Source organism: Paenibacillus plantiphilus, from assembly GCF_927798095.1.
Classification (GTDB): Bacteria; Bacillota; Bacilli; order Paenibacillales; family Paenibacillaceae; genus Paenibacillus_Z; species Paenibacillus_Z plantiphilus.
In genome coordinates this window covers 14,304-36,946 of the sequence record NZ_CAKMMF010000012.1, presented here as the reverse complement: position 1 = coordinate 36,946, position 22,643 = coordinate 14,304, and the positions used below count along the sequence as shown (strand labels likewise).

The 22,643-nt window shown below is 50.1% G+C and carries 26 protein-coding genes; 4 read left to right on the top strand and 22 right to left on the bottom strand.

Annotated elements, in window-relative coordinates:
- Positions 1-109 precede the first annotated feature (109 nt).
- Entirely contained in the window at positions 110-715 is a 606-nt protein-coding gene (locus tag L6H65_RS12240) for a TetR/AcrR family transcriptional regulator (RefSeq protein WP_236342720.1), read from the top strand.
- A gap of 169 nt (positions 716-884) precedes the next feature.
- Here L6H65_RS12240 and fsa read toward each other — a convergent pair whose 3' ends face one another.
- The 10 genes from fsa to L6H65_RS12190 form a co-directional block, all read right to left on the bottom strand.
- Entirely contained in the window at positions 885-1,532 is a 648-nt protein-coding gene (fsa, locus tag L6H65_RS12235) for a fructose-6-phosphate aldolase (RefSeq protein WP_236342718.1), read from the bottom strand.
- 93 nt (positions 1,533-1,625) lie between these two features.
- Complete coding sequence (ndk, locus tag L6H65_RS12230) at positions 1,626-2,048, bottom strand: nucleoside-diphosphate kinase (protein ID WP_236342716.1); 423 nt, start codon at positions 2,046-2,048, stop codon at positions 1,626-1,628.
- 32 nt (positions 2,049-2,080) lie between these two features.
- Positions 2,081-3,061 (bottom strand): class II fructose-bisphosphatase, encoded by a 981-nt coding sequence (gene glpX, locus L6H65_RS12225; protein WP_236342714.1) that lies wholly within the window; start codon positions 3,059-3,061, stop codon positions 2,081-2,083.
- A gap of 28 nt (positions 3,062-3,089) precedes the next feature.
- The gene (locus tag L6H65_RS12220) at positions 3,090-3,899 is read right to left on the bottom strand and encodes a pyruvate, water dikinase regulatory protein (RefSeq protein ID WP_236342705.1); all 810 of its coding nucleotides are present in this window, start codon (positions 3,897-3,899) and stop codon (positions 3,090-3,092) included.
- Between the two features lie 13 nt (positions 3,900-3,912).
- Positions 3,913-4,539, bottom strand: a complete 627-nt coding sequence (locus L6H65_RS12215; protein ID WP_290370402.1) for a CBS domain-containing protein — start codon at positions 4,537-4,539, stop codon at positions 3,913-3,915.
- Positions 4,540-4,716: 177 nt separating this feature from the next.
- Positions 4,717-5,055 carry a L,D-transpeptidase gene (locus L6H65_RS12210; protein WP_236342693.1) on the bottom strand — a complete coding sequence of 113 codons (339 nt, stop codon included), beginning with the start codon at positions 5,053-5,055 and terminating at the stop codon, positions 4,717-4,719.
- A 208-nt stretch (positions 5,056-5,263) separates the two neighbouring features.
- A complete protein-coding gene (locus L6H65_RS12205) occupies positions 5,264-5,647 on the bottom strand; it encodes a retropepsin-like aspartic protease (RefSeq protein WP_236342691.1) in 384 nt (127 codons plus the stop codon).
- Entirely contained in the window at positions 5,647-5,892 is a 246-nt protein-coding gene (locus tag L6H65_RS12200; RefSeq protein WP_236342689.1) for a hypothetical protein, read from the bottom strand. The genes L6H65_RS12205 and L6H65_RS12200 overlap by 1 nt, the downstream gene beginning before the upstream one ends.
- 738 nt (positions 5,893-6,630) lie before the next feature.
- A complete protein-coding gene (locus tag L6H65_RS12195) occupies positions 6,631-6,855 on the bottom strand; it encodes a helix-turn-helix domain-containing protein (protein ID WP_236342898.1) in 225 nt (74 codons plus the stop codon).
- A gap of 248 nt (positions 6,856-7,103) precedes the next feature.
- Positions 7,104-7,838 carry a YhcN/YlaJ family sporulation lipoprotein gene (locus L6H65_RS12190; protein ID WP_236342687.1) on the bottom strand — a complete coding sequence of 245 codons (735 nt, stop codon included), beginning with the start codon at positions 7,836-7,838 and terminating at the stop codon, positions 7,104-7,106.
- Positions 7,839-8,061: 223 nt separating this feature from the next.
- Between L6H65_RS12190 and L6H65_RS12185 the strand changes: the two genes are divergently transcribed.
- A complete protein-coding gene (locus tag L6H65_RS12185; RefSeq protein WP_236342679.1) occupies positions 8,062-9,054 on the top strand; it encodes a ketoacyl-ACP synthase III in 993 nt (330 codons plus the stop codon).
- A gap of 185 nt (positions 9,055-9,239) precedes the next feature.
- Here L6H65_RS12185 and L6H65_RS12180 read toward each other — a convergent pair whose 3' ends face one another.
- The 4 genes from L6H65_RS12180 to L6H65_RS12165 all read right to left on the bottom strand — a co-directional run bounded on the left by L6H65_RS12180 (position 9,240) and on the right by L6H65_RS12165 (position 11,570).
- Complete coding sequence (locus L6H65_RS12180) at positions 9,240-10,160, bottom strand: nucleotidyl transferase AbiEii/AbiGii toxin family protein (RefSeq protein WP_236342677.1); 921 nt, start codon at positions 10,158-10,160, stop codon at positions 9,240-9,242.
- Positions 10,160-10,768 carry a type IV toxin-antitoxin system AbiEi family antitoxin domain-containing protein gene (locus tag L6H65_RS12175; RefSeq protein WP_236342675.1) on the bottom strand — a complete coding sequence of 203 codons (609 nt, stop codon included), beginning with the start codon at positions 10,766-10,768 and terminating at the stop codon, positions 10,160-10,162. Before L6H65_RS12175 ends, L6H65_RS12180 begins: the two co-directional genes overlap by 1 nt.
- A gap of 161 nt (positions 10,769-10,929) precedes the next feature.
- On the bottom strand, positions 10,930-11,166 hold the full coding sequence (locus tag L6H65_RS12170) for an HAD family hydrolase (RefSeq protein ID WP_236342673.1): 237 nt from the start codon (positions 11,164-11,166) through the stop codon (positions 10,930-10,932).
- Positions 11,163-11,570, bottom strand: coding sequence for a hypothetical protein (locus tag L6H65_RS12165; protein WP_236342671.1), 408 nt, complete (start codon positions 11,568-11,570; stop codon positions 11,163-11,165). Before L6H65_RS12165 ends, L6H65_RS12170 begins: the two co-directional genes overlap by 4 nt.
- Positions 11,571-11,964: 394 nt before the next feature.
- Between L6H65_RS12165 and L6H65_RS12160 the strand changes: the two genes are divergently transcribed.
- Positions 11,965-13,116, top strand: coding sequence for a glycosyltransferase family 4 protein (locus tag L6H65_RS12160; protein ID WP_236342669.1), 1,152 nt, complete (start codon positions 11,965-11,967; stop codon positions 13,114-13,116).
- Here the strand turns inward: L6H65_RS12160 and L6H65_RS12155 are convergent.
- Complete coding sequence (locus tag L6H65_RS12155; RefSeq protein ID WP_236342667.1) at positions 13,079-14,017, bottom strand: NAD-dependent epimerase/dehydratase family protein; 939 nt, start codon at positions 14,015-14,017, stop codon at positions 13,079-13,081. The two genes, L6H65_RS12160 and L6H65_RS12155, sit on opposite strands and share 38 nt — an antisense overlap.
- Positions 14,018-14,225: 208 nt before the next feature.
- Between L6H65_RS12155 and L6H65_RS12150 the strand changes: the two genes are divergently transcribed.
- The gene (locus L6H65_RS12150) at positions 14,226-14,942 is read left to right on the top strand and encodes a glycosyltransferase family 2 protein (RefSeq protein ID WP_236342665.1); all 717 of its coding nucleotides are present in this window, start codon (positions 14,226-14,228) and stop codon (positions 14,940-14,942) included.
- Between the two features lie 100 nt (positions 14,943-15,042).
- On the opposite strand, the gene L6H65_RS12145 is transcribed toward L6H65_RS12150, so the two are convergent.
- The 7 genes from L6H65_RS12145 to L6H65_RS12115 all read right to left on the bottom strand — a co-directional run bounded on the left by L6H65_RS12145 (position 15,043) and on the right by L6H65_RS12115 (position 22,621).
- Positions 15,043-15,795 carry a glycosyltransferase family 2 protein gene (locus tag L6H65_RS12145; protein ID WP_236342663.1) on the bottom strand — a complete coding sequence of 251 codons (753 nt, stop codon included), beginning with the start codon at positions 15,793-15,795 and terminating at the stop codon, positions 15,043-15,045.
- A 3-nt stretch (positions 15,796-15,798) separates the two neighbouring features.
- On the bottom strand, positions 15,799-16,767 hold the full coding sequence (locus L6H65_RS12140; protein WP_236342661.1) for an NAD-dependent epimerase/dehydratase family protein: 969 nt from the start codon (positions 16,765-16,767) through the stop codon (positions 15,799-15,801).
- On the bottom strand, positions 16,749-17,579 hold the full coding sequence (locus L6H65_RS12135) for a dTDP-4-dehydrorhamnose reductase family protein (protein WP_236342659.1): 831 nt from the start codon (positions 17,577-17,579) through the stop codon (positions 16,749-16,751). The genes L6H65_RS12140 and L6H65_RS12135 overlap by 19 nt, the downstream gene beginning before the upstream one ends.
- The gene (locus L6H65_RS12130; protein ID WP_236342650.1) at positions 17,576-18,559 is read right to left on the bottom strand and encodes a polysaccharide biosynthesis protein; all 984 of its coding nucleotides are present in this window, start codon (positions 18,557-18,559) and stop codon (positions 17,576-17,578) included. The genes L6H65_RS12135 and L6H65_RS12130 overlap by 4 nt, the downstream gene beginning before the upstream one ends.
- Positions 18,549-19,646 (bottom strand): non-hydrolyzing UDP-N-acetylglucosamine 2-epimerase, encoded by a 1,098-nt coding sequence (wecB, locus tag L6H65_RS12125; protein WP_236342648.1) that lies wholly within the window; start codon positions 19,644-19,646, stop codon positions 18,549-18,551. Before wecB ends, L6H65_RS12130 begins: the two co-directional genes overlap by 11 nt.
- A 35-nt stretch (positions 19,647-19,681) precedes the next feature.
- Positions 19,682-21,202 carry a glycosyltransferase family 4 protein gene (locus L6H65_RS12120; RefSeq protein WP_236342647.1) on the bottom strand — a complete coding sequence of 507 codons (1,521 nt, stop codon included), beginning with the start codon at positions 21,200-21,202 and terminating at the stop codon, positions 19,682-19,684.
- 210 nt (positions 21,203-21,412) lie between these two features.
- The gene (locus tag L6H65_RS12115) at positions 21,413-22,621 is read right to left on the bottom strand and encodes a CgeB family protein (RefSeq protein WP_236342645.1); all 1,209 of its coding nucleotides are present in this window, start codon (positions 22,619-22,621) and stop codon (positions 21,413-21,415) included.
- Between the last annotated feature and the right edge of the window lie 22 nt (positions 22,622-22,643).

The following is a 22,643-nucleotide window of genomic DNA, read 5'->3' as shown; positions in this document are numbered from 1 at the left end:
GGCCCTTTTTATAAGCGGACAGCTGTCCGCTTAATTGATATTACTCCTGCGGTTCTTAGTTGTCAATTCCTTCAATTTTATTTTTTATATAAAGAGATGAGGTGTCCCGTTGGAGCAACGAAGTGAGCGCAGAGATGCTGCCGAGCACCGTAAGCTTATACTCAGGACCGCTAATCACCTGTTTGTGAAGCATGGCGTAGAGAGCGTCAGCATGCATCAGATCGCCAAGACAGCTGGAATTGGACAAGGCACCCTCTATCGCCGTTATTCCAGCAAGATGGATTTGTGCATGGAGCTGCTGAATGACGAGTTTAAACGGTTTACCGAGGAATTGAACAGCTATTTGGAAGCTGCCGCCACGCTCCCCGTTCAGGAACGACTAACGACGCTGATGAGCAGATGGTTTGATTATGCCGCAGAGAAACTCGAGTGGTTCCATGTTTTCAAATCGACGGCTTCCTGTTCTGCAGACGAGGTTAAATATTACAAGGTTCCACCCTGCCTCTATTTGAAAGAGGTATTGGAGCGACTGCTTCAGGAAGCAGTCGACAGCGGCGAGATTCAGCCTCTGGATGTAGAATTCACCGCCTTCAGCATCATTACCGGTATTAATCCCGAGGCCTTTATTCACCTCGTTCAAGATCGCAATTACTCTATCGACCAGATAAAAACCCATTTTATCAGCCTATATCGGCGGACAATATTTGCGACATAATAAACGCCCTTCAACTTTACCCGGACAAGGCAAAGTTGAAGGGCGTCTCTATTGTTCACTTCACAACGCGCGCAGCTCCCAGCATGCGAAGATTCATTGCATGACGGCTGTAGCCGGACCACAGCGCGTGGTGACAGGCAGCCGCGCATACGGGCTTTGGAGAGCTTGCTTATTGCTGCTGCGACTTGCTCCAATCACTTAGAAACTTCTCGATGCCGATATCTGTCAGCGGATGTCTCCACAGCTGCGGAAGCAGCGAGCCAGGAATTGTCGCAATATGCGCACCAGCAAGCGCAGCCTGCTCGACATGGCCGATATGGCGAATACTCGCTGCAATAATCTCTGTCGCATACCCGTAGTTGTCCAGAATTTGCTTCAGATCCTTGACCAGCCTCATGCCGTCTGCCCCGATATCATCCAGTCGCCCGATGAATGGGCTCATATAAGTCGCTCCAGCCTTGGCGGCCATTAAACCTTGAGCGGCGGAGAAAATGAGCGTCACATTCGTTTTGATGCCCTTCTTGTACAGCTCATTGCAGGCATACAGGCCGTCCTCCGTCATCGGCAGCTTAATAACAACGTTAGGCGCCCATGCCGCCAGCTCGACCGCTTCCTTGAGCATGTCCTCCGCTTTTGTCCCGATAACCTCGGCGCTGACAGGGCCGCTTACGATGCTGCAAATTTCCTGAATGACCTCTTTGAAGTCGCGTCCTTCCTTGGCAATTATCGAAGGATTCGTCGTAATACCGTCTACAAGTCCCAATCGCGCTACCCGTTTGATTTCCTCTATGTTCGCCGTATCCAGAAAAAACTTCATACCGCCAGCCTCCTCTTTGGTGTCAGATTCAACGCTTCCAACGCTTCCAGCGCTTCCAGCTTGCCTCATCTGGCATGTTCGTTTGCTTCGGTGTCAGCTTGCCAAGTTCGTCGACAGCTTGCCAAAGAAGAGCTCTATCTCCCGTACGGCGCTTTCAACAGAATCGGAGCCATGTACAAGGTTGCTTGCCACATCACAGGCCAAATCGCCACGGATTGTGCCAGGAGCTGCTTCAGCCGGATTTGTCTTGCCGATCAATGAGCGTGCAAGGGCCACCGCTTCTGGACCTTCCCAAACCATAGCGAACACAACATCCTTCGTTATGAAATCGACAAGCTCGCCGAAGAATGGCTTATCGCGATGCTCGCCATAATGCTGTTCTGCCAGAGAACGGTCAATCCTCATCAGCCTGGCTCCGCGAAGCTTCAAGCCTTTTTGTTCAAACCGACTTATAATGTTGCCCACCAGACCGCGCTCTACTCCATCTGGCTTCACCATAATAAATGTCATCTCCATTGTATATGTCCCCTCTTAGTTGAAATTGCTCGTTAGGAGTTGTCCGTTCTGTTGCCCAGAATCGACTTGTTCGGCAAATAATGAAGCGACTTGATGAACCGAATCGTTCGTGTCTTGGCTCTCATGACGATGGAGTGCGTCTCAGCGCGCTGATCCGGCAGCATGCGCACACCGCCCAGAAACTCGCCAGGCGTAACACCGGTTGCTGCAAAAATCACATCGCCCCTTCCGATCATATCATCCATGCGAAGCAGCTTCCTTGGATCAGACAGCCCCATATCGATACAGCGCTGCGCCTGCTCATCATTCTCCGGCATCAGCCTTCCTTGAATTTCGCCGCCCAGACATTTCAGCGCCGCTGCTGCAAGCACGCCTTCAGGCGCACCTCCTGAGCCGACGTAGAGATCGATGCCCGCTTCGGAGAATGCTGGCGCAATAGCGCCTGCCACATCGCCATCAGACAGAAATTTAATACGGACGCCGACCTTGCGCAGATCGCCTATCAATGTCTCATGCCGATCGCGGTCAAGAATCATGACCGTAATATCCGAGACCTGCTTGTTAAGAGCTAGCGCCGCCTTCTCAACCGTTGTTCGAATAGGATCATCGAGACTGAGCTTGCCGACCAGCAGCGGGCCGACAGCCAGCTTCTCCATATACATATCTGGCGCATGCAGCAGATGGCCTTTCGGCGCTACGGCTATGACCGCCATTGCATTATTCAGTCCTCTGGCTACGATCTCCGTTCCTTCAAGCGGATCAACGGCCACATCGACCTCAGGGCCCTGCATGCTGCCGACCTGCTCGCCAATATACAGCATCGGGGCCTCGTCCATCTCCCCTTCGCCGATAACGACTGTTCCTTGAATCGAGACCGAATCAAGCATCGCTCTCATCGCATTGGTGGCCGCTTCATCAGCATGATGCTTGTCTCCCCTGCCCATCCATGGTGCAGAGGCCAAGGCCGCCAGCTCCGTAACACGTACTATTTCCAAAGACAGCTCGCGTTCCATGCTGATCCCCTCCTTTACACTCGTGCAGCTACACTAGTTCCTGCAGCCATTGAATGATTGTACCTGCGGTTTCTTCAATTGCTTTGCCCGTCACATCAATAACTGGACAGCGCAGAGATTTCATAATCGTATCCGCATAATCAAGCTCGGACTGGATACGATCCAGGGAGGCGTATTGCGCTGAGAAAGGCAGTCCCATCGCCTTCAGACGTTCCGTCCGGATGCTGGATAGCTGCTCCGGCTTCATCGTCAAGCCGACAATGAGCTTGCCGCCGCTCTGCAGCTCGGCAGGAACCTTCACCTCAGGCACAAGCGGCAGGTTCGCCACGCGAATGCCTTTGTGCGCCATATAAATGCTGAGCGGCGTCTTCGAGGTGCGCGATACCCCGACAAGAACGACCTGGGCTAGCTGAAGACCGCGAGTATCCTTGCCATCGTCATATTTGACAGCGAATTCAACAGCTTCGATCCGGCGAAAATAATCATCATCCAGCGTATGAAGCAAACCCGGCTGACGTTTGGGAGAATCGTTAAAGGTATCAATGAATGCTTGCAGCATCGGCCCCAATACATCAATCGCCCGCACGCCCTTGCGCAGCGATTCCTCCTTCATTGCCTCGCGCAGCTCTGGCTGTACCAGCGTGTAGGCGATAAAACCGCCTGATTCGAATGCCTCCGCAACGATCCCGCTAATTTCGTCCTCTGTCTTAATATGGCTGAATCGCTTTAATTTCACGTGCTCAAGAGCAAATTGCCGCATCGTCGCTTTGACGACGGCTTCCGCTGTCTCTCCAACAGCATCAGAACAAATAAAGATCGGGTATGATTGTCTGACCAACTTGAGGTTCCTCCTAATCTTGCCTTTGCAGCTCTAATTCCGATTCTGTCATCCAGCGGATAATATTTGTTTTGCTAATCCAGCCCGTCACCTCGACACGTCGCGAAGAAACATCGCTGCCCGACACAACAGGCAGACCGTCCATTTCGTGAATAAGCATCTTGTTGACCGCATCCAGCAGCGGCTGATCCGACCTTACCGTAACAATCGAGGGCAAGCGGTTCATGGCCATGCTGACAGGTATCATCGACGCATTCGGATTGCCCAGCGCAATCTTCAGCAGATCCTTCGGCGTGACAACACCTACAAAATGCTGCTGCTCATCCACAACAGTCAAAGCCTCCGCATTCCCCATGAACAATGTAATAACAGCATCATGAACCGATACCGTCTCTGCTACATTAATGGGCATTCCTTGCACATCCTGTACCAGCGCACCCTGCCAGCGCTTAAACGCACTCTCTCTCCCGGTGCTTGCATCACCGAGAAAATATCCGACCTTCGGCTTTGCTTCCAGCAGACGCAGCATCACCAGCAGCGACAAATCCGCCCGCAGCGTCGGCTTGCTAATCCCCATCATCTCTGCAATGCCATCGCCAGTAATGGGGGCGTGCAGCTTCACAAGCTTCAGAATCTCCATCTGACGTTCAGATAGCGTAATTTAAACCACACCCTTGCTGTAATAATCGCGAATAGTAGACATAGTTGATTAAATAGAACATCTTATATATTAAATAATGTATCATATATCTTTTTAAATGCGCAATATAAAATTATTATGACGCTTCAGCACCGAGCTTTCAGTTAATATGCCCCTTTATGGTCGAATCGTAACACGTGTCCGAATGGGCACAATACCGGCAAGCTCAACGACATCCTTATTGTGCATCCGAATGCAGCCGTGGGACACCACTCTGCCGATTGAAGCGGGGTCATTCGTGCCGTGGATGCCATAGTGTGGCTTCGACAGTCCCATCCAGAATGCGCCGAAAGGACCACCTGGATTGGCCTGCTTGTTCACTATCGTGAACTCGCCAGTCGGTGTTTGCGTCAGCATTTTACCAATGCCAACCGGAAATCCCCGCACCACAATATCCCCGTCCAACAAATACAGCTGCCGATCCGAAAGGTCCACAATAATCCGATACGATGGCATTCACTCACTCCTATTGTTGTATTGTCGTGCTAGGTAACTAATGAGCACCTAACGGAAACATCAAAAAGCCCTCCGCCAACGCTTCTATAGGATAGGAGCACGGCAAGAAGGCTAAGTAAGAACTTCTGCATCACTTGTAATGGAGTTTGAAACAACACGAGAATACGAACTAAGAGGTAGCCCGATTTATGATAAGAAAGACAATCCGTCAGCGGAAATTAGGCGTGTAGAGTTCAAGATTATTCATATCCACAATAAAACCATATGTTTTCAGAATATCAAGTCCGAGCAACCCCTTATGCGTCTTCGGAAGCATGCCAACATCGACCTCCATTTGCTCTGCTTTAAGCTTATCAAGCTGGATATAGTCCATCACTTTCGTATAGAAAGAAACGGTTCCACCAATGCCATACGCCTCATAAACGGGGTCTCCATTTTCGTATGTTACTCCGACAGCCTCCAATACATCAGGGCTGAAAATAGTGTGTGATGAGCCTGTATCAATAATAATATCGGGTATCTGTAACGTTTTTCCACGATAACAAAGAGTGATTGTAGTAGTCAGGAGTTGCCCGTCATAATTCATCTTCATTAGCCACGTCTCACTCTCAATAGCGGATCCTTACGCAAATGAATAACACACTCCTCATTGGAGGTGTGATAAACAATGCTGCCTGGCTCTGCGCTAAAAAACGACTTATTAGCATCTTGCGCGGGAATCACCCGTATTGGCGCAACTTCCGTCACGATTTTTTTATCTTCTTGCTCGGTATAATCGAGTATAGAAAGCAAAACAAATTGGTCGGGAAACAATTCTCTGATCTGCTGCCATTTCATCGCTACATTCCTCCCACTGTCATTCATGTCTCTATTTTACCATAAAAAAGTTCATTTCGAATGGAATCAATTATTTGGATTCGGAATAAATATTCAAGTCTTATAGCATTTATTGAGCGATATCGAGAACGAATCCCTTTAAGTAAATTCATTTTAATGTTACCTTAGAATTCCTATGGCGTTAAGAATTTTTTCACACTTGTCTTTCTTGGATTTGCCCATGGTTTATGTTATATAATCGGCTTTATTATATTACAAAGTAAAGCAAGAAATGAAGTTCTCTCCTTAATAACTGCATTTCAAAACCCCATTGTGTTCAATGATAGGCTGTATTATTATTATGCATTTGTGTATCTATTCATAACCATTCCAACTTAGTACCTCTATGGTTTTTTCTGTTTATCGGTAGAAACCTTTTTCAAAGAATCAGAACCGGAAAATTATTAATTATTGTTTTCATCTTGGGAGTTGTTTTGGGTTTCACATTCTTTTGGGTATTTTCGGTATATTTTGTTCCATTGCTGCCTTATTATTTGTTTTACACTTCAAAAAACTCTTCTTTGTGGGAGGTAGCTCTGCAAACTATGTAATAACAATCTTCGCACTCACTTCCTTCATCCTTGGGCAATCACACTGCATCCAGAGCGTTGCACCTGGCGAATACATCAAAAAGCCCTCCGCCAACGCTTCTATAGAATAGAAGTGCGGCAGGAAGGCTTAATAAAGTATACGGTGATGTCAAATGACTAACTCCCCAAGCTTAATTAGCTCGACAACCGCTTGCGAACGACCTTTGACATTCAACTTCTGCATCACATTAGAAATATGATTCCGCACGGTCTTTTCACTGATGAACAATTGCTGAGCGATATCTCTTGTTGTTTTGTCCTGTACCAACAGCTCAAAGACTTCGCGTTCACGATGGGTTAATAAAAACTTGCTCTTCTGGTCGCTACCCAAAATTCGTCACCCCTCCTTGCTCGGGTTTTTATGGTTTAACAAGGTTAAGGGATACAGTCAAAATATAGTATGAGAGGGCACCTGCAGTGGTGCAGTCCTCGGGAAAAATGGGCGGGACTTCCTTCGGAATTCATCAAGGATAGAATGGTTACACTACTTATGTGTAAATGTAAAAAGAACAACCCCCGGCGGCCTTGGTGCAGGCGCAACCGTCAACGGTTGTTCTTGTTCTTGTTTCCTCATCTTCAAACTTATTGGTTGCCAGCCGCCTTTACTGGAAAAATGCGATCAACCATCGCATTGAACTCGACAATGAAGCCTTGAATGGGATGTCCCAAACGTACATCATTCATATATGCAGTCATGCGGTCTACGAAATCCGGATTAGCGGAAACATACACATTGTCAGCCTGCGGCACCATTTGTTTCACTGTGCTCGCGATTCGCGTCTTCAAGTCGTCGGTAACCTTGGCATCGAGCCCCTTGATCCGATTGTCATCATAAATGTCAGAGGCAGAACCATTGTTGCCATTCCTGCTCAAATGCATGTACCCTTGATTCGTTCTGCCGAGAGGCTGCGATGGGATTTGATTAACGCTCATCTTATTAGGGCCGACCTTTTTCTTACCGTCACTGATGGAAACGGCAACATAGGCATTATTGTCTGTCAGCATCACATAGGCTTTATCCACTTCCTTCATGGAAGCCAGCTTGTCGGCAACCTCATCGCTCATTTCGAGCCGATAGTTCTTATGCAGCCCGATAATGTTATTGCTGTTCAAGCGCCGTCCATTCTCACGGTTCATCTCATTGTTTTGATCGCTTGCAAACCGTTTGCTCATGATGCGATTGCCGCTCATATCATAACGGACATTGTTCTCACGAATGTTGCGGTTGCCAAGATCCCCTTGTCTGTCCGTACATCCGACAAGCATCATTGTACTCAATGCGGCAATTGCTGCAATCACTTTCCATTTGCGCTGCATTTGTCACCCTCCGTATTCATTATGATCATCATGATGCGACCCTTTCCTAGCGTTTGCACATTAAGCTGGCGCTATGCTGGCAAGTTTTTGCGTTCAAGGTTGCTCATGCTGCTCCCACAATGCTGCTCCCAACCCACAAGGTTGACAAAACGCCTTGTATTCAGTAAAGTAAACTTATAATTAGCACCTGGTACTAATACCTAGTAATAAGGAGATGGTTTATATGTCTCATCCATCCTTTCAATCGTCGGCTGCGCTGACAGCATTCGGCTCATATGTTCCTGAACGTATATTAACCAATCATGATCTGTCCCAACTTGTAGATACGAATCATGAGTGGATCGTACAGCGAACAGGCATTAACGAAAGAAGGATCTCTGCTGCTGACGAGTTCTGCAGCGATCTGTGCTTTGCTGCTGTACGCAATATGCAGGAGCGCTACGATGTGCAGCTGGATGACGTCGATTTCATCCTTGTTGCAACGGCAACGCCGGACACCTTTTTCCCCAGCATGGCAGCTCGTGTTCAGGCTGAATTCGGAATTATTTCTTGTGGAGCTGTTGATATTCAGGCTGCATGCGCTGGTTTCGTTGCCGCGCTGCAAATCGCTAATGGCCTCATTCTAACAGGCGTTCACCGCAAAATACTTGTCATCGGAACAGAAACGTTATCCAAAATTACCGATTACACCGATCGGACAACATGTATTTTGTTCGGAGACGGTTCTGGAGCTGCGCTTGTGGAACGGGCGGACGAGGGAGCTTTTATCGGCTCATATGTATCCACGAATGGCGGGGAAGGTCATCAACTATATCGCTCAAGTCTCTCCTCCTCCATTAATGGGCGGGAGATTGTGACGAATGGGAAAATTGTTCAAAACGGCAGAGAGGTGTACAAATGGGCTGTGAGTCAGGTTCCGAAAGGAATTGCTGCGCTGCTGGAGCGGTACAGCCTGTCGGTGGACGATATCGACTGGTTCATTCCGCATAGCGCCAATATGCGCATTATCGAATCTGTTTGTGAGAAAACAGGCCTGCCCATTGAACGAACGCTCTCCAGTATTGAACAATATGGCAACACCTCCGCCGCTTCCATCCCACTCGCTATTGATTTAGCGTTAAAGGATGGTCGTATGCAGGCAGGCGATACGGTTCTGCTGTACGGATTCGGCGGCGGTCTGACAGAGTCCGCGCTGCTGCTGCGCTGGACACTCTAGACGTGGAGCGAACATATGCATGGCCTGCGAAGCCATTCAGTAGTTTCGCAGGCTCCAGTTGTTTGCAAATGCTGAATTCATTTGCGTAAAGCAGCGAGCTTTCGGAAATTGTTTTGGACAGATCGCTATTCTGACACATCACAAAATTCGAATTATGTATCCTTTCGACATTTTCATTCATAACGTTAATTCTTCTTAATCCATGTTCTGCTGACGGAATTCCATCGACAAAAAAATTCTTGCTCATCCAGTATTGATTGATATATAGGCTCAAGGAAATCAATAATACAAGCCAGCACATCTTTAAACGAGAGTTGTTCCTCAATGCCAGTACGACGTAAGAACGCTATCCATTGCCTTGTTCGGCTATCATCTTCCGCAAACTCAGTTTGAAATAGAGGATGCTCTTTTTCCAACACCGTACCTCGTCGTTGAAAGGTTTCAAATACTGCCTCGAATAATACACGTCCAGCAAAATCATTAGTGGTCAATAGCGTATATATATCATAAAAATCCTTCATTCGACTATTCATGACTGACAAGGTTATCATAGCTTCGAACTTCTCCGAAATGACAGATTCCTTCGAGTAAGCCTGCACCTGTGGGATTTCCATATCAAGCAGAACCGGATAATCAATCAGTTGTGGCTTTGGAACAACAACATCACCAAATCCAATATCAAACTGCAAACTCTTTCTCATTCGACCTAGCAGAGCCGTTACCTTGATCCTTATGCCCTCATAATCGGCATCTTCTTTAATCCTTTCCGTTGTCAATTCGTCTAGCTGAAATACCACTCCATCTCCCTGTACTTCTAATGAGCAAATCTCCACAAATGACTCCCTTAATGTTTCCAGTTCATTTGCAATCTGTCTGGCAAGAAAATCAACATCTTTGGTTGGGCGTGCCTTGAATTTGGTCTGCGAGAAAAGAAATAGCCCGCCCTTCAGTATAAATTTGTCTCTATAATCAGATATAGACAAGCGGTATAAGAAGCGCTCTTGAAAATAAAGCAGAAGCAATGTATCAAATGCTTTTCCCGATGCTTTGGCAATATTTTTCAAACGCTCAGAAACGGAGGCAGGGATATTTCTAATATCGCTCATTAGATCAACACCTCAAGATATTTTTGCAAAACAGTCCGGATTCTCAGCTTATCTGCATAGGATACCAGCTTCGTAATATTTTTCTCAGGTGATTTAAGGTAGTTCCTCAATCCCTCTTTCATCAGATCAATACCAATTTTCTCTCGATACCGAACGATATCACATATGGTCTTCTCACGGTCGTAGATCTTAACCGCAGCCCCCTCAATATGAACCTCATCCATTCCTGTATTAAATTGAGCATCTGCCAAATATATAATTTTAATCGGAGGGTAATCCGGAAGTTTTGGTTTTTTGCCGCCTCGATGGATAGCGATTTGATATTCCCAAGGATTGAAAGTTGTCAGTTCATAATAGGATAGGGCGGAGAGAAGACAAATGACCCCTTTGGGAACCAGCTTTGACACCTCGATGATTTCATCCAATGGCTCATTCATTTGATTGGAATGCCGATAAATGCCTTGTTTCACGCGAACGATTTCACCAATGGATTCCAATTTTTTTACATAATAGGGCGAAATTCCAGCGCTTAGAAAGTCTCTTGTTCGAGCAATTCCATTCTGTTGTTCCAGAACACGCTCCGCCGCTATTATAATCTGATCGTTCATACTCTCACCACCATTCACAATTGAAAGGCAAATCATCCTTCATAAGCTATTCGATAACCCACTATCATTCCCCTTTATTATTCACTAAAAATTCTGCACTTAGACGTAAAAGCAGACAAATATCCTCCGTGTGAAGTGGTTTTCGGTTTAAGCAAGGAGTCTTACATCTCGCAAAATGTCGAAAAACGTTTATTAAGCTCCCTCTGGGTTTTGAATGATTCTCCATAACTATTCTGAAACATCCGTGAAAACACTTGCCACCAATAGTTCCCGATATCTTCAATCCGGCATTCCACTGCCGATCCCGCTTGTACATGCTTGCATATAAGTGGAATAATATCATCATCCTCATGCACTAACGTTCCATAGAAATCAAGAAATATCGCCTTTATTTTCATTGAAAACCTGCCTCCTTCATATTAACCGCCGCAGGATAGGCAGCAACTGCGATCTGATAATCATCTTCATAAACAATCGTCCCAGGAGGTTCCTCTGCGACAGATTTAATAATTTGCACCCCATACGTTGCTGCTATTTCAAAGAATGGTTTTAACCGCTCGATCATGTGCTCCGTTCTCTCGCCATCTTTGAACCAAGTTACCGCCCTTATCGAATTGTTCTGTTCATCGTACAATGGAGGATTAGGCAAATTATCCTCAAACCAGTCGAGGGTATTACCATACAGCTCACTGTCAGCGTCTGACAATTTACCATCACGTTTCAGATGATAGATTACTGCAAAGATGCCAGCAGGCTGTTTAGTAAAAGAACTGCAGTAATTTCCGTGAAATCTTACGAACATTACCATTCACCTTCCCTTTCATAGTCGGCCTTCATTTTCACCAATATTTTAGTCAGCAAAAAGCGCGCAGGACCTCTTGGTCCTGCCCGCTCCATATGCCGCAGGGAGGCCAACGCGAGCAGCGTTAGCCCTCCCTGTATAGTTACAGGTGTGCTAACGCTTCTTGTGATGATGAAGTTGATTCCAATTGATCGTATTCATAGCTCGAAATCCTCCCCATCCAGTAAATTACATTTTATTATAAGCTATTATCACAAGCGCTTCAAGAGGAATTCAATCTGCATTTACGGCACTAGTTCAGACAGCCAGTTGGATCCACCAGCTCCTTGGCCACGCAAAGCCAAGTACCCAATCAGGCCCCGACAACCTCTCATACACTACAGCAGGTGCTGTTATGGCAAAAGAATTGCAGCCCGAAACACGACAGCCTCGCCCTTCAGAGAGGATGATCAAATTGAAGCTTCTATTCACCTACTTCCTGCCAAGCGGCGGCATCGAAACATTGAATCGGCTGCGCTGCAGGGCATTGCGCCAAGTCGGCATGGAGGGACATTTACTCTACCTGTGGGATGGTGCGGGCAGGCAGAACATTACAGATATCCCTTGCTGGATTACGAATAATGACAATGACATTCGGGCCATATTCGCTGAGCAGCATTATGATGCGGTTATTGTGACATGCGATCATCTCATGCTGCAGCGCATACGCGGGCTTGGATACAACGGTCCTTTAATCTACGAATCCCAAGGACTTGGGAGCTACGAGCAGGCACGAAGCACGATAGAATCCGCCTCTATGTTCATCAATCTCTATGCAAGCGCAGTCATCAGTCCTCCCGCCTCTCATCTCATCCAGCTGTTCCAAACCTATCTGCCGGCCTTTCCCCGTTTTTTTGTTCAAAATATGATTGATACCGATCATTTCATCTACCAGAATGCCCGGTGGCTTAATCCAACCGGCAATCCTATCCTGGCTTGGATCGGGCGACTGGAGCAGAACAAAGACTGGCAGCTCTTCCTGCGGATTGGCCACCAGCTGGCACAGCATCTTCCCCATATACAGCTATGGATGTTTGAGGATGCCACTATTTCCGAACCGGGCGAACGGGAGAAGTTCAGCGCTCTTGTCCATGAATTGAATCTGCTGCCGCGCTTGACGCTTCGCTCGAACGTCCCGCACGATCATATGCCTCATTATCTGTCAGCGGTCGGGGACTCGTCCGGTCTGCTGGTTTCCACATCCTACCTTGAAGGCTTCGGTTACGCGGTTGCGGAAGCTATGAGCTGCGGCTGCCCTGTGCTGTCTACTGATTCGGACGGGGTGCGCAGCTTCATTGACCATAATCGGACAGGGAAATTTTTCATAACCCGAACGGTTTCCGAGGCTGTCAACGAAGCGCTCCAGCTCATACACAATCGTCCCGTGAGAGATTCCATGTGTCAGCAGGCGAAGGAGCATATTCATGCACGGTTCTCGCCGAGCCGTTATGCTGCTGATATGGTCAACATTATGGTTGAGCTCGGTCTGCGCCCTTATCAAGGCTGAACGCATCGTCATAAGCGGAGCGCAATCCATCCTCGAAGCGTATATGCGGCGTCCATCCCAATATTAAAGCAGCCTTGTCATTCACAAACACACTGCGTGCTGCATCTGCGGGGCGGCTGTCTCCATAACGAATTTCCAAGGAGCCGGCATGCAGCCTAGCAAGCTCTTCCGCCACCTCAGCAATCGACCTGGAATCTCCTGAGCCGATGTGGATCGTCTCTCCCGATCCTTTCCCCGCTGCAAGCACGCAGGCGCGAACAACATCATCCACATGAACGAAATCGCGAATTTGACTGCCGTCTCCATGTATGATCAACGGCAGTCCCCGTGCCATTCGCTCCAGAAATACAGCAACAGCGCTTCCTTCCCCCGTTGACTTCTGCCCGGGTCCATACACATTGGCAAATCGCAGAATCGTATAAGGCACGCCATAAATACGCCAGAACCAAACCGTATATCGCTCCGCAGAGCGTTTGGACAACCCGTATGGAGTCACCGGAGATTCCGGCGTATCCTCGCTCAGAAGAAAGCGCTTCGCGTTGCCGAAGACGGCGGCTGTTGACGCAAGGATGAACTTCGCCGATGACCGTCTGCAGCCCTCCAGCACTCTCAAAGTACCGATCACATTCGTCGTCACATCTGCGCTGGGATCAAGCAAGGAACGGCCTAAATCCGCCTGTGCAGCCAGATGATAGACAATCTTGGGACGCTCTGCTGCAAGGAAAGCCGACATCTCCGGATCACTCGCATTCATGAGCATGAAACGCGCCCCGGCTGGAACACTCCCCCTGCAGCCTGTCGACAAATCATCAACAACAACAACCTGATGCCCGTCGCCGATTAATGCCACAGCCAATCGAGAGCCAATAAAGCCCGCACCTCCAGTCACTACGATCTTCATATGCACCCCTCCCCGTTTACGAATGCTATTCTCACATTGCTCTATTCTATGAAAATGTGATGACGATGTTATGGACACCCTCTGTGAAAATCCATAAATATAAGCTGTTTTGCTGAAAATAGACGAATGATGGCGTTCATCTGTCGTGTCGGTAAACGCCCTGTCCTCATATAGTAATAGAAGAACTGAACAATTCGAGGTGAGAGACATGACACCTAAAGTGTCGATCATAATTCCCTTCTATAATGATCCTTATATCGATCAAGCAGTCGTTAGCGCACTCTATCAGACCTATCCCAATATTGAAGTGATTGTCGTCGATGACGGATCAACACTTCACCAGGATCGCCTTGATCCCTATCGCTCACGCATCCACTATATAGGCAAGGCAAACGGGGGTACTGCCAGTGCCCTGAATTACGGCATGAGTCTGGCCACAGGCAAATATGTCGCTTGGCTCAGCTCGGATGATCGCTTCCTGCCGGATAAAATCGCCAAACAGGTTGCTTTCATGGAGCGAATGAACGCACAGATCAGCCACACGGACTTCGATCTTATGAATGAGTACGGAACGATTACACAGCGAGCGGCAGCCTCCAAATTCCCGACAGCCAAAGCCTTCATCGCTTCCTTGAAGCACGGATGTCCAGTGAACGGCTGCACCATCATGATGACGAAGGAGCTGGTGAAGGCCATTGGCTGGTTCAACGTTTCCCTGCCTTTCACGCATGATTACGAGCTGTGGATTCGCATCATTCTGGCTCGCGTCGACTTTCACTACATGAACGAGCCGCTGACCGTATACCGGCGGCATTCGCAAATGGGCACAGTCAAGCATTTTGACTCGGTGCTGCTGGAAGCCAATACGATCAACAGCATGTATGCATCGCGCATTGATACTCTGCTGGCGCAGCTTCCCGATTAGAAAAGCACAAGAAGTCTCCACATCCACCGGTTTAACGGGGCTGGAGACTTCTTTGCGCTTTGGGGATTCAACTATGGACCAAGCCGTTGCTAGAACCTTCCTAGCTCGTTCCGCCAACTGCAGACTGAGCCATTCCGAGCTTCGCCGTGAATATCTGCCAGCGCTTGGCATACTTCGCGAAGGTTTGCTTCGCTTCCCGTTCAACCGCATCTCTGCTGCGCAGTGTTCCCATGCTATCATGCCAGCGATAGGCGCTGAGTGTTTCGGCAACGAGCGGGAAGGGGATTCCGGCAAGCAGCACTCTGAACCAGTAGTCCAGATCATGTGTGAACGGAAGCGATTCGTCGAATGCTCCAATATGGCCATATAATGATTTGCTCATCATAACGGTGCATCCGTTGACAGGGTTGCTGTTCTGGAACGCACGATAAAATTGCCATTTATCGTTGCTTGGCGGCATAACCGCAAGAGACGTCAGCTTTCCTCCAGCATCAATCTGATCAAAGCCCGTGTGGCTAATCCAGGCGCCGCATCGCTCCATCCCCGCTAACTGCCGCTCAATCTTCTCGGGATAGAAGCGGTCATCCGAGCTGAGCCAGGCAATATAATCTCCGCTTGCATGGCGGAAACCATGATTGAGCGCACTGGCAGTACCCCCGTTCGACTTGCCCAAATAATGAACGCGCCCGTCATACTGTCTGAGCTTGTCGGCATGTTGGGTCGAGCCGTCATCCACCACGATAATTTCTGTATTGCTGTAGGTTTGCGCTAAGGCGCTGTCCACTGCTTCCGTTACATAGGGATCATTATAGAAAGGTATGACAATCGTAACTCTCGGTCGATTAACAGCCATGCTTCATTTCCCCTCCTTCATTGCTTGCCTTGCCCCATCCAACGTATCCCATACAGATTGCTCCAATGAATAGAGCGGCGACCAGCCAAGCGCCTTAAGCGCCGAGGCGTCAATCGGCTGAGGCGACACCGCCTTCGAATCTCCCACACGCCATTGAAGCGTGCAGCGCACCAAACGATCGAACGTATCTGCCAGCTCGCCAAGCGTACGCATCGTTCCTGACACTACCGGGTAGACCTTCCCGCTCTTGCCATGCAGAAGCAGCAGCTCATACGCGCTCATCGCATCCCTTACATCAAGCAGATCCCGTTGCTCTGTACGGGAAGACAACCGAAACGGCTCCGGCAATCTGATGCCTGTTGGAGTGCTGCACTCCAGCTCCGCCGCATACTTGGCTATCAACGCGCACAAGCCTGTGGAACGACCAGGTCCAATCAGGTTGGACGGCTCCGCAACGATAATGTCCATGCCATAGAGCGCTGCCCAGCTCTGTGCTGTCACCACCTGCAACGACTTGCTTAAGCTGTACGGATGAGGCGGAGCTAGCCCGCTCTCCACCTCTCCCAGCTTGCATCTTAACATCGAGCCCGCAATGACGATCCGACAAGACATCGAATGTCCAAGCCGCCTAACCGCCTCCAGAAGATGTACCGTGCCCATTACATTGCTCTCCATTACAGCTGCCGGATGCGTCCATGAAGCCCCGACAGCGTTCATTCCGGCCAGATGAAGCACATAGTCCGGCCTCACCCGCCGAACCATCGCCTCCACCTCGGCGCCGCTGGTCAGATCGCACACCTCGACAGCAGCCGCGACTCTCAGAGCATCTCCTTCACGAATGAGGGGCATGCTGCGGACGACCGCAGTTACATCCCAGCCGGCAGAAGCATAATATCGGCAGGCATGCTCGCCGCAGAAGCCGCCCCCGCCTGTAACCAACAGGCGCGGACGGCTCAATTGTCCTGCATCCATTTCGCCAGCTCTTGAAGCATTACGGCATATCCGGGCGTTTCATACCGCCAATCCTCGCGCAGACAAAGGAGCGTCCGGTCAATTGCGATTTCCGCATGGGGCACGACAGTTACATAAGGCCGAGCGAAGCAGTCGCGGAACAGAGTCAGCAGCTTCAGCTTGCTTACCGTTTCAGCAGCCGTCAGGTGGATCAGGCCGCCAACATCGGGACGGGCGATCGCATAAGCGACAGCCTTGGCCAATTCCAGCGTCGTAACTCCATTCCACATGACGCGAGAATAGCCGTTAACCTCCCCCTCCTGCCGCAGAAACCATTGCAGCAGGCCGATGCCATTGGCCCGTATCTCTGGTCCGATAATAGACGTTCGAATGGTCAGATGGCGGGAGTCCTTCACTTCTCCGAGCGCCTTCGTCCGCGCATAGACAGACATTCCGTCTGGCTTGTCACTCTCCTTATATCCACCCCTCCTGCCATCAAATACGCAGTCGGAGCTGATGTGAACAAGTCTGGCCTCCCATCGGTCTGCCAGATGCCGCAGCCAATGGGGCAGCAGACCATTCACTTGATAGGCCATCAGCGGATTGCGCTCGGCGTCTTCATTCAGCACGCCGACCGCATTGATAATAACAGTCGGCCGCACCTCCGCAACCAGCGCGGCGACAGCCTCGCCATCTCTCACATCAAGCAGCCGCCCTTCACGATCAGCTGCATCCCTTGTTGTATAGACGACTTCACAGCTCCTCTCCGCCCGGAAATAGCGGACGAGCAAATGTCCCGCCATTCCGCGCCCCCCGACAACAAGCAATTTCATGGCAGGAACCCCCCGCGAAGGAGCATCGAGCGGATTTCTTCCTTGCTCATGAGCGACTGGCTGGAGCAGTAGCTGGCGAAATTGACAGCCGCATTCTTGCTGTAGCGATCGCGCAGACCATGAATATCGATCGTCGGAAGAATGACCAAATACTCCTGATCGTATACGACCGTGCTTGTGCTCTCGAAATCTGTCAGCAATATTTCATGCAGCTTCTCACCCGGGCGCACACCCGTCTCAACCATGTCCGCTTCAATACCGATCGCTTCCATCAGCACCTCTGCCAGATCGGAGATTCTGCAGGTTGGCATGGTCATCACGAATATTTCACCGCCTATGCTCTCCTCCGATGCCTTGAACAGCAGCGTAATGGCATCCTGCAGCGTCAGGAAGAACCGCGTCATCTCCATATCCGTAATCCTCACCTGGCGCTTCTCCCGAATTTGATTCATAAACAGATGGACGACACTGCCATTCGTGCCGAGCACATTGCCGCCTCTTACGCACACAAATTTCGTTTTTGAACGGAGCAGATTCGCATACACGATGAGCTTCTCCCCGATTGCCTTGGTCATGCCATAGAAATTCGATGGATTAGCTGCCTTGTCCGTTGAAATATAAATAACTCGCTTCACATGGTTGGCGATAGCCGCTTCAATAACATTTTGCGTGCCGATCACATTCGTCTTCAGCGCCTCATAGGGCTGATCCTCGCATACCGGAACATGCTTGAGCGCAGCCAGATGGAACACGTAGTCGACACCCTCACAGGCTCGGAGAAGCGCCTCCTTATCCCGAATATCGCCAATGCAGAAGCTTAGCGCCGGATGCTCGAACGCACGGCTCATCGCCACCTGACTGGATTCATTGCGGGAGAAAATAATAATTTGCTCTGGCTGCTGCGGAAGCAGCTGACGGATCAGTTCATAGCCCCAGGACCCCGTCCCTCCGGTCACAAGGATGCGTTGATTAGTAAACATCCCATTTCCCTCCAAGCACATATTTGACCACCTTATCCGACACATCCTCAGCGGAATAACCCTCCGGTATTTGCCAGCTTGCCGGAAGTCCCGTCATCACGGCGACTGCCTCCACAATCCGCGCCGCCTTCAGCCCGCATACGACATTGCTGCCGCAGTCTACCGTCTCCGGACGTTCTGTAGTCTCGCGAATTGTAACTGTCGGAACACCGAAGAGGCAGCATTCCTCCTGCACCGTTCCGCTATCCGTAATGGCACAGCATGCATGGCGCTCTAGCTGAACGAAATCGAAGAAGCCGAGCGGCTCATGCAGCTCTACTCTCGCATCCATCGCAACCTTGATATGACCAGCCTGGATTCGCGACCTTGTCCGGGGATGAATGCTGCATATGAGCCGTTTGCCGAACCGCTCTGCAACCCCATTCAGCCCTTCAAGAATGCTCATCAGACGCTCCGGCCGATCTACATTCTCAGCGCGATGGGCAGTGACGAGCATATAATTGCCAGCCGCAACTCCAAGCCTTGTCAATATATCGCTGGCTTCAATATCGTGCTTGTAATGGAGAATGACCTCATGGATGGGGTTGCCGCTCTGCATAATCCGATTGCTTGGAAACCCCTCCCGCAGCAAATTGCCTTTGCTATACGCGGTATAAGGCATGTTGATCGTCGAAATCGCGTCAATAACACGGCGATTCTTCTCCTCAGGCACGGACAGGTCATAGCAGCGGTTGCCAGCCTCCATATGAACGACCGGAATGCCCATCCGCTCAGCAATAATGGCACAGAGAGCGCTGTTCGTATCGCCGAGCAGCAGAACAACGTCAGGCCGATGAGCCGTCAATATCCGCTCAACCTCCGCGAACATGACCGATAGCTGGCCGCCAAGCGTCTCGCGTCCTTCGCCAAGCCTGTAGTCCGGCTGCCGCAAACGGAGCTCCCGGAAGAAAATATCGCTGAGCGAAGGCGTAAAATTCTGCCCTGTATGCACAAGCACATGACTCTCTGCATGAGCATCCAGCTTCTTGATGATGAGACTTAATCGTATGATCTCGGGACGAGTGCCCAGTATCGTTACAACGCGCATGATCGTTACCCCCTTTCTACTGCGCTCGTGCTGCTTCAACCGGAGCGTGTCATCCTCCTCTTCCTGCGGCTCCTCCTGCGTTCTTGCTGCCGATGCCTGCGCTGAACCATTCCCCTGCCAGCTCCCCTGGTCAATCTCTTGCGGCGAGAGCGTCTCCGTTTACTGGTACTGCGGCGAGATAGGGCATTGTCGCCGCCGATAGGGGGCCCTTGAGGCAGTGATGCGATGAATTCATCTGGAACGAGACGAACATCCTCGAACCTGTGTCCGGCATGAAGGAAGCTTCCCTCCGAGCCGAACGGACGCAGCTCCCCGTCTTGAAGCGCATAGACCGTCATACCTGTTCCTCTTACAAGCCGCGGCGGCGAATAGCTCCGAATTGCCAATCCACTGACGAACATCCGCAGCTTCTCACGGTATGCCGCAATGCCGAACACCTGAATCGCTGTCGCTGCATTCCGCTCGCCGACAGCCTGCAGGGTCCTTTCATCGCCAAGCAGCGCATTCACCCTGCTGAACAAACCGTCCACGTCCCCGGTCGGCACAACATAATCTGCATTGCCCGTCGCCTCTCCGAGCTCTGCAAGACCGCCCGAGCCATAGACGACGACCGGCTTGCCGAACACCATGCCTTCAAGCGCCGTCATGCCGAATCCCTCGACAGTCAGGCTGGGCACTACGACAATATCCATAGCCGGATAAATCGTCTCAATCTGCTCCTCGAAGCGAAGCCAGCGGAAACGCTCCATGAGATTGCGGCCCCGGGCATGGTCCAGACACCGCTCGAAGTATCCCGTATCCACTGGATTGCCGACAATGAGAAACATCGCATGCGGATGTCTTTCCGCTATATCGACTGCCATCTCCATGAAATGCTGAAGCCCTTTGGCCTCGAAAATAGAGGAAGAGATATAACCGATCAGCCTTTGCCCGTCCGATATACCGAATTGCCTGCGCCGGTTCATACGATTCACTGGCCATGAGACCGGCGATAATGCCGCATGATCCCATGATGGCGGGATAATCGTTGTTTTCGGCAGCAGACCCGGTGTTCGTAATGGAGCCGCCGTTGATTCCGATATGCCGACAACATAATCCGCATACTGCTCGATCAGCGCAGCGGCTTCATGCGTATGAGGCGTCTCCCGGATCGTCTCCATAATCGTCCATATAACTGGAATTTCAAGCGTCTTCGCTGCTATCGCAGGGAGCGGGTGCACAACGGTATTCGTGAGTACAATATCAGGCTTCTGGCGATGGAGAAAAACGAACAGCTCTCGCCACGCCTTCTCCCGTTTCTTCTCTTCCAATTCATTCATCATGTGAGGCAGTGCAAGATACAGCGATACGAGAAGGGGAATTTCCTGCACGATGACCGCAACTCCGAGTCCTCTTGCTTGCTCTGCGATAATCCCTTCATTTGGGACAACAAGCACGCATGTAAAGGTCGGAACCAGCTCACGCACCATGAATAGCAGCAGTTTCTCAGCGCCAGTCACATACTTCGGGCTGCAGATATGGGAGAAGAGCAGCATCTTAGGCTTTGATTGCTTCAATCGGCATGCCGTACCCCTTCCTTCGAACGGGTACGCACTCACCTCCTTCTCAGACGTTGACTTTCATGTCATACAATATATTTGAAGGGCGATTCAATCGGCACGACATTTGAACCCTTTACAAGCGCACAAATATCATGCCTCTCGCAGCAACGGCCGCCCCATAGCTATTCGGCCGTTCGGCCATTCAGCAGCCCTGTATTCGTTTGTCTAGGGGAGCGGAAACAGAATCGACAGCATCGCATCCAACCTTCGCGCATACGTATGGTCGCGCATTGTGCGGTACATGCCGCGCATCGCGATAGCCTGCCGCTCCTCCTCATGCGTAAGATAGTAGTCAATCTTCTCAACCATCTCCTGCGGAGATGAATACGTCACAATTTCTACGTCAGGTATATAAAAATGGACCAGATCATCTCGCGCATCTGTTAGTTGAAGCGTTGCGCATGCCGAAATTTCAAAGGTGCGCGGATTCGGTGAGACAGCATGAATACCCGCGCTGTTATTGTTGAATGTTTCATCGTCAAACGCCCGATGCATATTGATCACGATTTTTGAGCCATTGTACATCTCAGCAGTGTCTCTTGGTCCCAGCCATCGTCCCAGCGCGATTTTATCCGCAATGGTTGGGTAATCACGAAGCCGTTCCCACCAGATGCCAGATATATGCGTATCCTTGGAGGCCAAATATCCCGTCACCTCATCGAAAAAAGCAACCCTCCGCCAATAAGCCGAGCCGATAAAGCAAATCTCATGCCGCTTGTTCCTCACCGGGTTGCGCGGTCTGAATTCAACAGGAAACGCCCCGAGCGGCAAATAATGAACCTTTCCGCACCCAAGCCGCCGATAGAAATCGACACATGTCAGCTCCAGCGTGAACACCTCGTCGTAGTGCGTCGCCAAGGCGGCTGTAATGTCCGTATAATAGGGATCGTCCGTGAACCAGATCGCCGTTCGTATGCCCATGCTGCGCATTTCATCCACATGCTTGATCTCAAAATGCAGCCCATCCAGCACAATAACAATATCCGGTCTGATGCGTGCCGCAATTTGGGATACCGGCTGCGTTGAATCTGTAACCGTCAACCGGCTTACCAGACCGCGCAGCGTTGCAGCAACTGCCTCATCCAGCGGTGAGTATGGAAACCCTTTGCCTGTCGCAACGAACAGCACATGAATAGGCCTGATCTCGATGGGCTGCTCCGTCAGCTTGAGAACACTCTCGCACTTTCCGTACCAATAGCCGTGCTCCCAGCCGAGCGGATAGCCGTGGTTGCGCCCTTGCTCTAATTGAGCCATTCGACTTTCACTGGCTTTGACCGCTGAAACGCGTCTTCTCGCCGCCTGCCCTTTGCCCTTGCGGCGAGCCAGTCTGTATAGCCGCCATTTACTGCGTCGAACACGCGTAGAGGCTGCCAATTGCATCACTCCCTTCCAATAG